Origin of the sequence: Pseudomonas sp. FSL W7-0098, assembly GCF_005930585.1 — a bacterium.
GTDB lineage: Bacteria > Pseudomonadota > Gammaproteobacteria > Pseudomonadales > Pseudomonadaceae > Aquipseudomonas > Aquipseudomonas bubulae.
The window spans coordinates 178,498-191,865 of record NZ_RXHW01000002.1 but is presented as its reverse complement, the minus strand read 5'-3'; the positions used below and the strand labels follow the sequence as shown (position 1 = coordinate 191,865).

Here is a 13,368-nt window from a genome sequence, read left to right as displayed (position 1 = left end):
GACAGCTCCTTGGGATCGATCAGGACCACGACCGGCCCAGCAGACCAACGCCTGCCAGCACCAGCAATAGCCATTGGGTAAAACGGGCGGCCTGTTCGGCCTGGATACGCGCGAACAATTGTTGCCCCAGCCACAGCCCCAGCAGCAGCGCAGGCAGCATCAGCAATGCCTGCCGGCCTGTGCCGGGGGGGATGGCCAAAGCCACCGCCAGCCCGGCCAGCGCCGCAAGATCGACGGCAAAAAAGAACATGATCAGCGTCGCTCGCAACGCCCGGGCCCGCAACCCGCAGTGGCTGAGCCACGCCACTACCAGCGGCCCGCCAATACTGAATGCGGCGATCAACGCCCCGCTGCTGCCCCCCACCAGCCAGGCACCGACGCGACCCTCGCCCATCGGCAGGCGAATACGCGCCAGACCCAGAATCGCCAGTAGCCCCACCAACAGGTAGACCCCCACTGTCAGCCCACCGCTGTCGATACCCGTCAGCAACCAGATACCGCACGGCACTCCACACGCGGCCGCCAGCAGCAGGCGTTTGAGCAGCGGGTAATGCGCCTCGCGCCAGGCACTGCGCAACAGCATCACGCTGGACCCCACTTCCAGAATCAGCACCAGCGGCACCGCCTGTTGCAGCGACCCGAGCATCGCCAGCCCGACCACGGCAATGGCCGCAAAACCAAACCCCGTGAGCCCGCGCACCACAGCCGCCACCAGTACGCACAGCGCACTCAGGGCCCAACTTGCTTCAGGGTTCATACGCTGCTCCAGGGTGCTCAATGGCGCCACTGTAGTCAGCCGCGCGCCCCGGGGCTTAGATCCAGTCGGGGCTTTCGATGGGGCCAGAACTGGCCCTATCGAAAACCCCATCTGGATCTAAGGATTGCCCCCGGCCGTGACTAGTCTGCGAGCAACTGGCCGCACCGGACCGACCCTCAGGAGTGACATGCATGGCGACGAATCTGAACCACCAATGGATGCCTTTTACCGACAACCGTGAGTTTCACCGCGCACCGCAGTTGTTCGTCCGCGCCGAGGGCGTTCGTTACTGGAATGCCGAGGGCCGCGAACTGCTCGATGGCAGCTCCGGGTTGTTTTGCAGCGCTGCCGGCCATGGCCGTACCGAGATCGCCGAGGCGGTGTGCAAGCAATTGCTGACCCTGGATTTCACCCCGCACTTTCAACGGGCTTCGCCGTTGTCTTTCGAGCTGGCGGAACGCTTGAGCGACTTGTTGCCTGCTGGCCTGAACAAACTGTTTTTCACCAACTCCGGCTCCGAGTCGGTGGACAGCGCGATGAAAATCGCCCTGGCCTATCACCGTGCCCGCGGCGAAGCCCAGCGCACCCGGTTTGTGTCCCGCGAGTGGGCTTATCACGGCGTCAACTTTGGCGGCGTGGCCCTGTCGGGGATGATGCGCAACCGCCAGGCCTTCGCCACCGGCGGCCTGCCCCACGTCAGCCATATGCGTCACACCTGGCAAGAGGACCAGCGCTTTCAGTTGGGCGAACCGCAGCAGGGCGCCGACTTGGCCAGCGACCTGGAGCGGATCATCGCCATGCATGGCGGCGACAGCATTGCTGCCTGCTTTGTGGAGCCGATTGCCGGTTCCATCGGCGTGTATGTGCCGCCTGTGGGCTACCTCAAGCGCCTGCGCGACATCTGTGACAAACATGGGATTTTGCTGGTGTTCGATGAAGTCATCACAGGTTTTGGCCGCACCGGCCAGGCGTTTGCAGCACAGAGCTTTGAGGTAAAGCCGGACCTCATCACCCTGGCCAAGGCCCTGACCAATGGGGCAATCCCGATGGGTGCCGTGGCGGTGGACGAGGCGGTTTACGACACAGTGATCAATGCCAGCAAAGGTGGCGGCCCGGAACTGTTCCACGGTTATACCTACTCCGGGCACCCGGTGGCCTGTGCGGCAGCGCTGGCTTCGCTGGATATTTACCGGGATGAGGATTTGTTTGCCAAGGGCGCGCAACTGGCGCCGTATTTTCTGGAGTGCCTGAGCGGGTTGCAAGGCCTGCCACAAGTCAGCGACTTGCGCGGTTATGGGTTGCTCAGCGGAATACAGCTGACGCCGGGGGATGCGCCGGGAGCCAAAGGTGCGCGGGTGCAGAGGGCGCTGTATGACGCCGGGCTGCATGTTAAAACGACCGGGGATGCGATCATCTTTGCCCCGGCGCTGGTGACTGGGCGGGCGGATTTGGATGCGATGTTTGAAGTGTTGAGAGAGACGTTGGGGCGGGAGATTTTGTAAGGCTAAAGCAAGTCCCTCACCCTAGCCCTCTCCCAGAGGGAGAGGGGACTAAAAGCAAAGGCAGAACTGACCGCACGCGGCTGCGAGATCACCCCCCATCAAGCGCCCTCTCCCTCTGGGAGAGGGCTGAGGTGAGGGGCTTTCAGCTCGCGCCACGCTTCACCCAGCGCCGCAATCCCCGGCTCGATCAGTTCTTCGGCAATCGCCCCGAAGCCCAGCCGAAAGCAGTTGAGCGGGCGCGGCTCGCTCAAATAATGAATATCCCCCGGCTCAATCAACACACCACGCCTGGCCACCAGCCGCTGCAACACCCAGGCATCCACATCCGGCGGGCAACTGACCCACAGCGACGAGCCCCCCGCCATGCCGCTGGCATTGAGTTGCGGCAAATGCTCGGCCATGGCCCGGCTGATCACCCGCCACTTGCGCGCCAGCCGATCGCGCAACCGCCGGGCATGGGCATCGTAATGGCCCATCGATAAAAACAGCGCCAACGTACGCTGGTTGTTCGACGGCGGATGCCGGTAGATGTAACGGCGCAGCGCCCGCAGTTCATGGATCAGCTCGGCATCCGCGGCAATAAATCCCAACCGTACCCCCGGCAGCAGGCTTTTGGTCAAGCTGCCCAGATAGATCACCCGTCCGCTGTCATCAAAACTCTTCAAAGCCGGATGGTTGCTGCCCAAAAAATTCTGTTCGTTTTCGTAATCGTCCTCAATGATCAACAAGTCATTTTCACGGGCACTGGCCATCAGCTCCAGGCGTCGGTACAGCGGCATGGTCACGCCAGTGGGCGACTGATGGCTGGGCGTGCAAAACACCATCTCGCAGTCGGCCAGTTGCTCATTGACCACCAGCCCCTGGCGATCAATGCGCAGCGGTTTCAACGCGCAGCCACTCAGGCTGAAAATATTGCGCGCGTCCACATAGCCCGGATCCTCCAGCCCCATCACCAGCCCCGGGCGGCCCAGCAGCCTGGCGAGCATATACAGCGAATTCTGCGTGCCGATGGTGATCATCACTTCCTGCGTCGACACGCTGATCCCGCGTTTGGGCAACACACGCTGGACAATCTGTTCGACCAGCAGCGGATCGTCGAGCATCACTTGATCATCGACCCAACTGCGCATATGTGCGCCGGTGCTGGCGATGCGCGAACAGTCGCGCCAGCGGGCAGCGGTTTGCTCATCCGCCTCGACCTGACCATAGATAAACGGGTAGCGATACTCACGCCAGTTGCGCGGTTTGACGATGGCCCGCAACTGCGACGAACTGCTTTGCAGGCGCGCCTCCCAGTCCGGTGCATGGTCGGGGCGCTCGAAGATTTTTTGCGTGGCGGGTTTGAGGCTGACATTGAGCTGCTGGCGCAGGTACTTCTCGTTGATAAAGAAACCGCGCCGGTCCGATGGGATCAGATAACCATCCTGCACCAACTGCTCATACACCAGCACCACAGTATTACGCGACACGTTGAGCAGCTCACATAGCTTGCGCGATGACGGCATCGGCTCACCGGGCGGCATGGCACCGTCCAGAATCGCGCTGAGCAAGCTCTCGCGCAGTTGCTCCTGTAAGCCCCGGCCAGCTTCGAAGGGTCGAAAATAACGCTCCAACATGGTTCAAGCTCCTGGCCCGGCGCCCCGTCATGGCGCACCCAATGCGCTACAACCCTTGCCACACAAGGCCTGCAACGACCTCTGGCACCACAGCTTGCAGCAACTGGATCTAAAGCAAGCGCCGAGCCAGCGCCTAAGATCGGGCTGACAAAAACACAGACATCCCCCAGCCCGGAGTCTCACCATGCTCAAGCCCCTGAACAAATGGATCCGTCGCACCGTCTTGTTGCCCCTTACCGCTCTGAGCCTGGTAGCCACTGCCCACGCTCAGACCGTGACCATCGGCGTGCAAAGCATGTTTGCGCCCTGGAAAGACGCCATCGCGCAAAAGCAGTTCGAGCAAGCCACCGGCTGGGATATCCAGTGGCGCAACTTCGACAGCGGCGGCGACGTGATGATGGCCATGGCCTCGGGCGATGTGCAGATCGGGGTCGCCGGCAGCAGCCCGATTGCCGCCGCCGTGAGCCGCGGTGTGGATGCGCAATTGTTCTGGATTCTGGACAACATTGCCGATGCCGAGGCGCTGGTGGTACGCAATGGCAGCGGTATCGTCGCGCCACAGGACCTGGCCGGCAAAACCCTCGCCGTACCCTTTGTTTCCACAACCCACTTTCACGCGTTGTTTGCCCTTGAGCAGTTCGGCCTGACCGGCAAGGTCAAGGTTATCAACCTGCAACCTTCGGATATCCCCGCAGCCTGGGAGCGCGGTGATATCGACGCGGCGTTTATCTGGGATCCGGCCCTGGGCCGTCTCAAGCAAAGCGGCCATGTGCTGTTGACCTCGGGCCAACTGACCGACTGGGGCAAGGCCACCTTCGACGGCCTGGTGGTAGATAAACAATTCGCTGCCGCCAACGGCCCCGGCATGCAGGCGTTCACCCAGGTGCTGCAAGACAGCACCGCGGGTTACGTCAAGGCGCCAAAATCCTGGACCGCCGACTCGCCGCAGGTCATCAACGTGGCCAAGCAGTCCGGGGCCAAACCTGAAGAAGTACCACCGGTGCTGGCGCTGTACCAGTTCCCGCTGGCCAGCGAACAGGCCGGCCCGACGTGGCTGGGCGGTGGCGCTGCCAAGGCACTGGCCGCCACCGCCGAGTTCTTGAAAGCTCAAAAGAAAATCCCGGCCTTGCTGCCTGACTACAGCGCGGCGATCAACCCGACGTTTGTGCAAAACGCCCAATAACCCGCTCCCACAGGGCATCAAGTTAATTGACGAGGAACACGCCATGCCCCTCAGCCTAAAAATTCATGATGTGTCGGTGCTCTACCCCGGGCAGCAAAAGGGTCAGCCGGTAAGGGCTCTGTCCGGGGTCAATCTGGACATTGCCGCCGGTGATTTTGTCGTCGCCCTGGGTGCTTCAGGGTGCGGCAAGACCACACTGCTCAACCTGATGGCCGGGTTTATCCAGCCCAGCAGCGGGGTAATTACCCTGGGCGACTATCACGGCCAGGTGCCCGAGCGCATCGACGGCGCCGAGCTGCGTGACCAGGTCACCGGCCCCGGCGCAGAACGCGGTGTGGTGTTCCAGAAACATGCGCTGCTGCCGTGGCTGAATGTGATCGACAACGTGGCCTTCGGTCTCAAGTTGCGCGGTATCCCCAAGGTCGAACGCGAAGAACGTGCCCTGCATTTTTTGCAGTTGACCGGGTTGGCGGAGTTTCGCGATCACGCCACTTATCAGCTGTCGGGCGGCATGCAGCAACGTGTCGGGATTGCCCGCGCCCTGACCAATGACCCGAAGATGCTGCTGCTCGACGAGCCCCTCGGCGCACTGGACGCCCTGACCCGCGAACGCTTGCAGGAACTGATCCTGGAGATCTGGCAGCGCACGCAAAAGATGATGTTTTTTATCACCCATGACGTCGAAGAAGCGCTGTTTATGGCCACCCGACTGATCATCATGTCGCCACGCCCGGGGCGTATCACCCACGAGTTTTCGGTGGATTTCGGCCAGCGCTTTCTCAAGTGCCGCGACGCTCGCGCCGTAAAATCCAGCCCCGATTTCATCGCCCTGCGCGAGCAGATCCTGAGCATCATCCACGGTGACGAGGAGGCAGCGTAATGAGCCTTTTGGACGAAAAACAACGCAATGCCGTGCTGCGCACCCTCCATGAACTGCGCCGCGCCGCGCCGGCAAAGCCGGGCGAGCAATATGGCGCACCGGGCAACGGCTCCAGTATGGGGCTGAGCCTGGGCACGATTTGTGTCGTGTTCGCCTTGTGGTTTTTCGCCACCAATGGCGGTTGGATCAAGCCGCTGTTTTTGCCCTCGCCCCAGGCGGTATGGGCGCAGATCGTGGATGTCAGCCGCGACGGGTTTGCCGATGCCAGCCTGTGGACACATATCGGCTGGAGTGCCCTGCGGGTGTTTGGCGCGTTTGCGCTGGCGGTGCTGACGGCAATCCCGGTGGGTATTTTGATGGGGGTCAATCGGGTGGCCCGAGGCGTGTTCGACCCACTGGTGGAGTTTTACCGCCCGCTGCCGCCGCTGGCCTATCTGCCGTTGGTGGTGATCTGGATGGGTATCGGTGAAGGCTCAAAAATCCTCCTGATCTACCTGGCGATGTTTGCCCCGCTGGCACTCAGTGCCCGGGCCGGGGTCAAGTCGGTGGCCATTGAGCAGATCCACGCGGCCTATTCGATGGGCGCCAGCCGCGGGCAAGTGCTCAGGCAGGTGATCATGCCGGCAGCCCTGCCGGAAATTCTGACCGGCATGCGCATCGCCATCGGCTTTGGCTGGACCACCCTGGTGGCTGCCGAAATGGTCGCGGCCACGGCCGGGCTGGGCTTTATGGTGCTGACGGCGTCCAAGTTCATGGCCACTGATGTGGTGATCATGGGCATTCTGGTGATCGGAGCGCTGGCCCTGCTGTTCGATCTGGGCATGCGCTGGCTGGAGCGCAAACTGGTGCCGTGGAAGGGCCGGGGGTAAATGAAAACCCGTAGCCGGCCCAGTGGGAGCGAGCCTGCTCGCGAAGGGCGTTCGCGAGCAGGCTCGCTCCCACAGTTACAGGTCTTAGCGCACCAACCCGCGCAACAGGGTCACGGTCTGCTCGCGCACAATGCCCATCAGCATGGCGTAACGCTCGGCCGTCAGTGTGTCCCAGCCCAGTGACTTCAGCGAGCTGGTGCGGGTCAGGTGAAACGGCAGTAACTGCCCGGTCAGGGTCATGGAGCGCAGGATGCATTCTTCATCACTGGCATCCGGGCCCATCAGCCGCGAAATGATTCCGCTGGTCACGCCGATAATGCGCTGGCCTATACGCTGGCTGATCATTTCTTCACCGGCGCTGGGGCCCAGCCCCGCCTGCTCCCGCGCATAGAACTTGCGCCAGCTGTTGGTACGGTTGGACACCAGCATGAATTCGGCAATCTTGCTCTGGATGGCGCAGAAGGTGTCGATCAGCTGTTCGGTGTCCGGCCGCGTGCCCAGCAGCGCCTGGGCCGCTTCGATGGTCGGCGCCAGGTAATCCCAGATCCGCTCCACCATGTACTCGGTGCAGGCGCTATACACCCCTTCCTTGTTCTTGAAGTAGTAATTGAGCGCCGGTGCATTAACCCCCGCCAATTCGGCGATATCGCGGGTCGAAGCGCCCTCGTAGCCACGCTCGCCAAACAGGTTGAGGGCCGCTTCGATAATTCGCGCACTGGTTTCATCCCCACACGTATAGCCGCCTTCGCTGGCAGGTCGGCGCCGGTGAATCGTGGTCATGGGCTTCTCCTTGATCGATGAAGACGGGAGTGTGCCTGAATTTATATCGATTGACATAATTTTACCGATCGCAATAATTGTTACAACCGATAACAATTGAGAGCACCATGACCGCACATCAGGCCCTAGACCCATCGATCAAGATCAGGCCCAAACGGCAGCCTGGTAAAACCCTGGCGCTGGGTGCTCTCGGCCTGGGCGCGCTGCTGGGTGCTGCCATATGGGGTGCACACTGGTGGAATGTGGGGCGTTTTATCGAAAGCACCAACGACGCCTACCTGCAGGCCGACAGCCTGAGCGTAGCCGCCAAGATCGCAGGCACGGTGAGCGAGGTGTATGTCAGCGACAACCAGAACGTCAGCGTCGGCCAGCCGCTGGTGCGCCTCGATGTGCGGACTTATCAGGCTGCGCGGGAAAAATCCGAAGCGGCCATTCGCGCAGCCGAGGCCGATATTGCCCGGGGCGAAGCCGAGCTTGAACAGCACGGCGCGTCCATTGCCCAGGTGCAGGCGCAGCTGGAAGGCGAAAGCGCCAACGAGCAGTACGCCGCCGCCCAGGTCAAACGCTACGCGCCCCTGGCCGAAAGTGGCGCCGAGACGCAGGAGCGCATGGCCGAGCTGCGCAACGCCCTGCGTCAGGCCAGCGCAAGGCGGGCTGCCCAGGCGGCGGCACTGAACGTTGCCCAGCGCCAATTGCACACCCAGCGCGCCGCCATTGAACAAGCCCGTGCACAACTGGCCAGCGCCCAGGCCAGCACCCGCCAAAGCAAGCTTGATGAACAGGACACCGTGGTTTACAGCTCCCTGGCCGGCCGCGTCGGCAGCCGCTCGGTGCGGGTGGGCCAATACCTGCAACCCGGAACGCGCCTGATGACCATAGTGCCCCTCGATGAGGTCTACCTGACCGCCAACTTCAAGGAAACCCAGATCGAGCGCATGCACCCCGGCCAGACCGTGGCGGTGCATATCGATGCCTGGCCGGGGATAAAATTTGAGGGTGTGGTTGAAAGCCTGTCGCCCGGTACCGGCTCACAGTTCGCCCTGCTGCCGTCCAACAACGCCACCGGCAACTTCACCAAGATCGTACAGCGGGTGCCGGTGCGCATTCGCCTGAACCCCTCTGCCGATAAAGGCATTGAGTGGATGCCGGGGCTGTCGGCCACTGTCGACGTCGACACCCATCGTGGCTAGTGCTGTTGCTGCATCCGCAGCGCTGCAACCGCCCCGGGCAAACGCCAGTACCAGCGACTGGATTGTGGTCTTTGCTGGCGCATTGGGCGCGTTGATGGCCACGCTGGACATCTCCATCACCAACGCCGCCCTGCCTCAGATTCAGGGCCAGATTGGCGCCTCTGGCACCGAAGGCACATGGATCTCGACCGGCTATCTGATGGCTGAAATTGTCATGATCCCGTTAACCGCCTGGCTGACACGGGTGTTCGGGCTGCGCAATTTCCTGATCGGCAACGCGATTCTGTTCAGTCTGTTTTCGATCCTGTGCGGCATTAGCGAAACCTTGCCGCAGATGGTCATTGGCCGGCTCGGCCAGGGCTTTGCCGGGGGGGCCATGATTCCCACGGCGCAGGTGTTGGTGGCCACCCGCTTACCGCGCCATCAAATGCCCATCGGCATGACAATGTTCGGCCTGATCGTACTGCTCGGGCCACTGCTGGGCCCGGTATTGGGCGGCACCCTGACCGAAAATTTCAGCTGGCGCTGGTGTTTCTTTCTGAACATTCCGGTGTGCGCCTTGCTGCTGGTGATGCTCAGTCAGGGTCTGAAAAAAAGCCCGAGCAACTGGCAAGCGTTTATCAAGGCCGACTGGCTGGGGATTATCGGCCTGACCGTGGGCCTTAGCGCCATGACCGTGGTACTCGAAGAAGGCAATCGCGAGCGCTGGTTCGAGTCTTCGCACATCATCGGCCTGAGCCTGCTGGCGGTGTCCGGGATCGCCTTGCTGCTGATTGCCCAGAGGCTGTCGAAGACGCCGATTGTGCGTCTGAAACTCCTGCTCAATCCGCGCTTTGCCAGCGTGATCGCGATTGTATTTGTGGTGGGCTGCGGACTGTATTGCGTGGCTTTTGTACTGCCGCAATTTCTGAGCAATATTGCCGGTTTCAATGCTCAGCAATCCGGAGCGGTGATGCTGATGTCGGGTTTGCCGGCGTTTTTGATGATGCCTGTTTTGCCACGCCTGCTTGGCCGCGTGGATACCCGCATCATGGTCATGCTTGGCCTCGGTTGCCTGGCCAGCAGTTGCCTGTTGGCCATGGGGCTGACCGCCGACAGCGTGGGCGAGAATTTCACTCGCACCCAACTGCTGCTGGGCTTGGGCCAGGTAATGGCGATGATGCCGCTCAATCAGGCCTCCATGAGCTGCGTGCCGGCCCACGAGGCGGGTGAGGCTGCGGGTATCTACAACATGGCGCGCAACCTCGGCGGCTCGGTGGGGCTGGCGCTGCTGGGGACGTTTATCGAGCGGCGCAGCAGCTTCCATGACGCCACCTTGCGCGATGCCGTAAGCGTACAGTCGGTCGAAGCTCACACTCAGCTTGCAGCGTCCGCCCAGGGCTTTTTCGCTGAGCACGGCGATCTCGCCCATGCCCAGCTCCAGGCACTGGGTCAACTGGCCGGGCAGATCCAGGTTCAGGCGCAAGTGATGACCTACAGCGAAACCTTCTACGTGCTCGGCATCGCCTTGCTTTTGTGTCTGCCCCTCGCCCTCTTTCTAAAAAAACCGCCTGCCGGTACGCCATTGAACACAGGACACTGACCATGATCGCTTGCAAACCCTTGAGCCTGTTGGGTCCGTTGTTGCTGGTGGGCTGCACCTTGGGCCCGGACTATCACGCGGCACCCGACAGCCACCTGCAAGACAGGGACTTTGCCCGTCAGGTGGCTGGCACCCAGGCGCAAACAGCACAGGTTGCCGAATGGTGGCGCGACCTCAATGACCCGGTGCTCAACCAGTTGATCGACAGTGCACTGGGCCACAGCCCCGATCTGCAAGCGGCCGCCGCGCGGTTACGCCAGGCCCGCGCCGGACTGGCGGAAAAACGCAGCAACCAGATGCCCAAAAGCTCGGCCACGGCAGCGGCGCTTTACACCGGCTCGGGTGACAGCCAGACCGACGCCACCCACCTGTACCTGAGCGGTTTCGATGCCAGCTGGGAGCTGGATATTTTCGGCGCCAGCCGCCGCGCGGTAGAAGCAGCCAGTGCCGAAGCAGATGCCGTACAGGCGGATCTGGCCGACGCCCATGTGCAACTGGCCGCTGAAGTGGGCCAGGCCTATATCGGCCTGCGCGACCAGCAACAGCGGCTGCGCATCGCCCGCCAGTCCGAACAGCTTGAGCGCCAGTTGCTGGACTTTACCGGGCAGCGCCTGGCCCAGGGAACCGCCTCGGAACTGGACCGTGAACGCATCGCCACCCAGGTCGAAACCACCCGTGCCGCGTCCATCGCCCTGGAGCTGGAAGTGATTGAATCCCTCGACGAACTGGCCTTGCTCAGCGGTCTCGAGCCCGGCGCCCTGGACACCCGTTTGGGCACCGAAGCCGCGCTGCCGGCACTGCCCGCCATGGTCAATATCGGTGACCCGGCGCAGTTGCTGCAACAGCGCCCCGACATCCGCGCTGCAGAACGCCGGCTGGCCTCCAGCACCGCGCAGATCGGAGAACACAAGGCGGCGGCATTTCCCAGGGTCAGCCTGTTCGGCTCCCTGAGTTTCAGCGCCAGCGCGCCGGGCCATCTGTTGCGCAAGGACAACCTCAGCGCCCTGGGTGTCCCCTATCTGCAGTGGAACTGGCTGGACTTTGGCCGCGTGCAGGCCCAGGTCAAACAGGCCGAAGCCGGACGCGACGAGGCCCTGGCCAGGTACCGCAGCAGCGTGCTCGGTGCCCTGCGCGATGCCGATGTGGCACTGGCCCGCTACGGTAACGAACGCCAGCGCAGGGGCACCCTGGGCCGGGTCGAAACCAGCGCCGTACGCGCATCCACCCTGACCGAACAGCGATACCGCGCCGGTACCAGTAGCGTGCTCGACTGGCTGGACGCCGAACGCACCCGCTACCGCGCCGAACAGGACCGGGTTCACAGTGACGGTCAGTTGATCAAGGACTACATAGCCCTGCAAAAGAGTCTTGGGTTAGGGTGGCGTTCCCCGACCTGATTTCCGGATAGACCATGCGCTCCAGTCAGCACGATTTGATGTGGCGCCAGTTGCTGCCCAAAGTGCGCAGGCACGATGAGCCGCTGCAGGTGCAGCTGTGCACCGCGTTTGTCACGGCCATGCTCGACGGGCGTTTGCCTGGCGGTACACGGCTGCCATCGAGCCGTGATCTGGCCATGCTGACCGGGGTTTCGCGCAATACCGCAGTACTGGTCTACGAACGCCTGGTAGCCGAGGGTTATGTCGATTCGCGGCCCCGTGACGGTTTTTTTGTATGCGGCGCCATCACTCCGACACAGACCACCCGGCCTCTGCCCGAACAGGCTGCGCAACCACCTGACTGGGCCTCGCGCATGCACCTGGCGCGCAACCCGCTGGCGTTTATGGACCGCCCGCCCACCTGGCGTGAAGTGCGCTACCCCTTTATCTACGGCCAGTTCGATCCCCGGCAATTCCCGCTCACCCAGTGGCGCCAGTGCAGCCGTCAGGCAATGGAATTGAAGGCCGTGGATCGTTGGTGGCAGGAAGGCGAGAACGTCGGCGCCAGCCAGCTGATCGATCAACTGATCCGCCGCGTGTTGCCGCGCCGCGGAATTGCCGCCACCCATGATCAAGTGTTGTTGACCCTGGGCCGCCAGCAGAGTTTTTACCTGCTCGCGCGCCTGTTTGCCCGCCCCGGCAGCGTAGTCGGGGTCGAGGAACCGGGCTTTCGCGATCCGCGCAATGCCTTTGCCCACGATGGCGCGCACATGGTCTCGCTGCCCATCGACGAACACGGATTGCAGATATCCCCGGCACTGGCAGCCTGCGACTATCTGTATTGCACACCCGGCTACCAGTGCCCGACCGGTGTGACCATGAGCCTGGGCCGGCGCCAGGCCTTGCTTGAACATGCGCAGATGCACGATCAGGTGATCTTCGAAGACGATGATGACCCCGAGACCGAATACGACGGCCGCGCCCTGCCAGCGCTCAAGGCCACCGACCCAGCGGAGCGAGTGATCTACCTCAGCAGTTTGTCAAAGTTGCTGTCCCCGGGGCTGGGCATCGGTTACATCGTTGCCCCGGCACCGGTGATCGAGCAACTGCGCCAGCTGCAACGGCTGATGATCCGCCAGATCCCGGGCAACAACCAGATCACCGCCGCGCTGTTTATTCAACAAGGCCACTACGATCGGTTGCTGCAACAGGCCCGGGAAAAACTGCAACTGCGGGCCGGGGCGATGGCCACCGCATTGCGTGAAGTGCTGCCGGATGCGGAGTTTGTTATGCCCAGCGGCGGTGCCACGCTATGGCTCAAACTGGCCGGCGAGCACGACTTGCTGAGCTTGTATTACGCAGGGTTGGCCAAGGGCGTGCTGTTTGACCCGAGCAGTGCGTTTTGCGTCGAGCCCGACACCCTGCCCCGGCCTTGCCTGCGCCTGGGCTTTGGCTCCATCGCCCAGGAGCTGATTGCCCCCGGCATTCGCGAGCTGGGACTGGTGATCAACGCCCACGCGAAACGACCTGCAGTTGTGCGCGGCTGAGCCATTTGCCCCACAACAGCGCCTGCGTTGCCCCTGTGGGAGCGGGCTTGCTCGCGATGCAGGCAACGCGCTGCATCTGGCAAACC

At 62.5% G+C, this 13,368-nt stretch carries 11 protein-coding genes; 8 read left to right on the top strand and 3 right to left on the bottom strand.

The features are described 5' to 3' along the window. Positions 1–19 precede the first annotated feature (19 nt). Complete coding sequence (locus FHL07_RS03870) at positions 20–757, bottom strand: sulfite exporter TauE/SafE family protein (protein WP_138738127.1); 738 nt, start codon at positions 755–757, stop codon at positions 20–22. Positions 758–948: 191 nt separating this feature from the next. On the opposite strand from FHL07_RS03870, the gene FHL07_RS03865 reads away from it, so the two are divergent. Further along, complete coding sequence (locus FHL07_RS03865) at positions 949–2,259, top strand: aminotransferase class III-fold pyridoxal phosphate-dependent enzyme (protein WP_130871875.1); 1,311 nt, start codon at positions 949–951, stop codon at positions 2,257–2,259. 98 nt (positions 2,260–2,357) lie between these two features. Here FHL07_RS03865 and pdxR (FHL07_RS03860) read toward each other — a convergent pair whose 3' ends face one another. Continuing rightward, complete coding sequence (pdxR, locus tag FHL07_RS03860; RefSeq protein WP_138738126.1) at positions 2,358–3,875, bottom strand: MocR-like pyridoxine biosynthesis transcription factor PdxR; 1,518 nt, start codon at positions 3,873–3,875, stop codon at positions 2,358–2,360. A 184-nt stretch (positions 3,876–4,059) separates the two neighbouring features. Here pdxR (FHL07_RS03860) and tauA point away from each other — a divergent pair, with 184 nt between their 5' ends. From tauA to FHL07_RS03845, 3 genes are read left to right on the top strand one after another with little or no spacing between them, the layout of a single operon-like run. Beyond that, the gene (gene tauA / locus FHL07_RS03855) at positions 4,060–5,058 is read left to right on the top strand and encodes a taurine ABC transporter substrate-binding protein (protein ID WP_095001500.1); all 999 of its coding nucleotides are present in this window, start codon (positions 4,060–4,062) and stop codon (positions 5,056–5,058) included. Positions 5,059–5,101: 43 nt separating this feature from the next. Then, the gene (locus tag FHL07_RS03850) at positions 5,102–5,938 is read left to right on the top strand and encodes a taurine ABC transporter ATP-binding protein (protein ID WP_095001501.1); all 837 of its coding nucleotides are present in this window, start codon (positions 5,102–5,104) and stop codon (positions 5,936–5,938) included. Further along, the gene (locus tag FHL07_RS03845; protein ID WP_095020356.1) at positions 5,938–6,807 is read left to right on the top strand and encodes an ABC transporter permease subunit; all 870 of its coding nucleotides are present in this window, start codon (positions 5,938–5,940) and stop codon (positions 6,805–6,807) included. Before FHL07_RS03850 ends, FHL07_RS03845 begins: the two co-directional genes overlap by 1 nt. Before the next feature lie 84 nt (positions 6,808–6,891). On the opposite strand, the gene FHL07_RS03840 is transcribed toward FHL07_RS03845, so the two are convergent. Continuing rightward, positions 6,892–7,587 (bottom strand): CerR family C-terminal domain-containing protein, encoded by a 696-nt coding sequence (locus tag FHL07_RS03840; RefSeq protein WP_095001503.1) that lies wholly within the window; start codon positions 7,585–7,587, stop codon positions 6,892–6,894. Between the two features lie 107 nt (positions 7,588–7,694). On the opposite strand from FHL07_RS03840, the gene FHL07_RS03835 reads away from it, so the two are divergent. Genes FHL07_RS03835 through pdxR (FHL07_RS03820) form a run of 4 tightly spaced genes read left to right on the top strand, consistent with a single transcriptional unit; the run spans position 7,695 to position 13,282 of the window. Beyond that, entirely contained in the window at positions 7,695–8,777 is a 1,083-nt protein-coding gene (locus FHL07_RS03835; protein WP_095018314.1) for an HlyD family secretion protein, read from the top strand. Next, the gene (locus FHL07_RS03830; protein ID WP_095001505.1) at positions 8,770–10,359 is read left to right on the top strand and encodes an MDR family MFS transporter; all 1,590 of its coding nucleotides are present in this window, start codon (positions 8,770–8,772) and stop codon (positions 10,357–10,359) included. Before FHL07_RS03835 ends, FHL07_RS03830 begins: the two co-directional genes overlap by 8 nt. Before the next feature lie 2 nt (positions 10,360–10,361). Next, complete coding sequence (locus FHL07_RS03825; protein ID WP_095025439.1) at positions 10,362–11,756, top strand: efflux transporter outer membrane subunit; 1,395 nt, start codon at positions 10,362–10,364, stop codon at positions 11,754–11,756. 14 nt (positions 11,757–11,770) lie between these two features. Beyond that, the gene (gene pdxR / locus FHL07_RS03820) at positions 11,771–13,282 is read left to right on the top strand and encodes a MocR-like pyridoxine biosynthesis transcription factor PdxR (protein ID WP_095020354.1); all 1,512 of its coding nucleotides are present in this window, start codon (positions 11,771–11,773) and stop codon (positions 13,280–13,282) included. The last annotated feature ends 86 nt before the right edge of the window (positions 13,283–13,368 follow it).

Excerpts from the sequence above, each read along its gene's own strand:
- FHL07_RS03870 (WP_138738127.1), bottom strand. The coding sequence starts at position 757 with ATGAACCCTGAAGCAAGTTGGGCCCTGAGTGCGCTGTGCGTACTGGTG.
- FHL07_RS03865 (WP_130871875.1), top strand. The coding sequence starts at position 949 with ATGGCGACGAATCTGAACCACCAATGGATGCCTTTTACCGACAACCGT.
- pdxR (WP_138738126.1), bottom strand. The coding sequence starts at position 3,875 with ATGTTGGAGCGTTATTTTCGACCCTTCGAAGCTGGCCGGGGCTTACAG.
- tauA (WP_095001500.1), top strand. The coding sequence starts at position 4,060 with ATGCTCAAGCCCCTGAACAAATGGATCCGTCGCACCGTCTTGTTGCCC.
- FHL07_RS03850 (WP_095001501.1), top strand. The coding sequence starts at position 5,102 with ATGCCCCTCAGCCTAAAAATTCATGATGTGTCGGTGCTCTACCCCGGG.
- FHL07_RS03845 (WP_095020356.1), top strand. The coding sequence starts at position 5,938 with ATGAGCCTTTTGGACGAAAAACAACGCAATGCCGTGCTGCGCACCCTC.
- FHL07_RS03840 (WP_095001503.1), bottom strand. The coding sequence starts at position 7,587 with ATGACCACGATTCACCGGCGCCGACCTGCCAGCGAAGGCGGCTATACG.
- FHL07_RS03835 (WP_095018314.1), top strand. The coding sequence starts at position 7,695 with ATGACCGCACATCAGGCCCTAGACCCATCGATCAAGATCAGGCCCAAA.
- FHL07_RS03825 (WP_095025439.1), top strand. The coding sequence starts at position 10,362 with ATGATCGCTTGCAAACCCTTGAGCCTGTTGGGTCCGTTGTTGCTGGTG.
- pdxR (WP_095020354.1), top strand. The coding sequence starts at position 11,771 with ATGCGCTCCAGTCAGCACGATTTGATGTGGCGCCAGTTGCTGCCCAAA.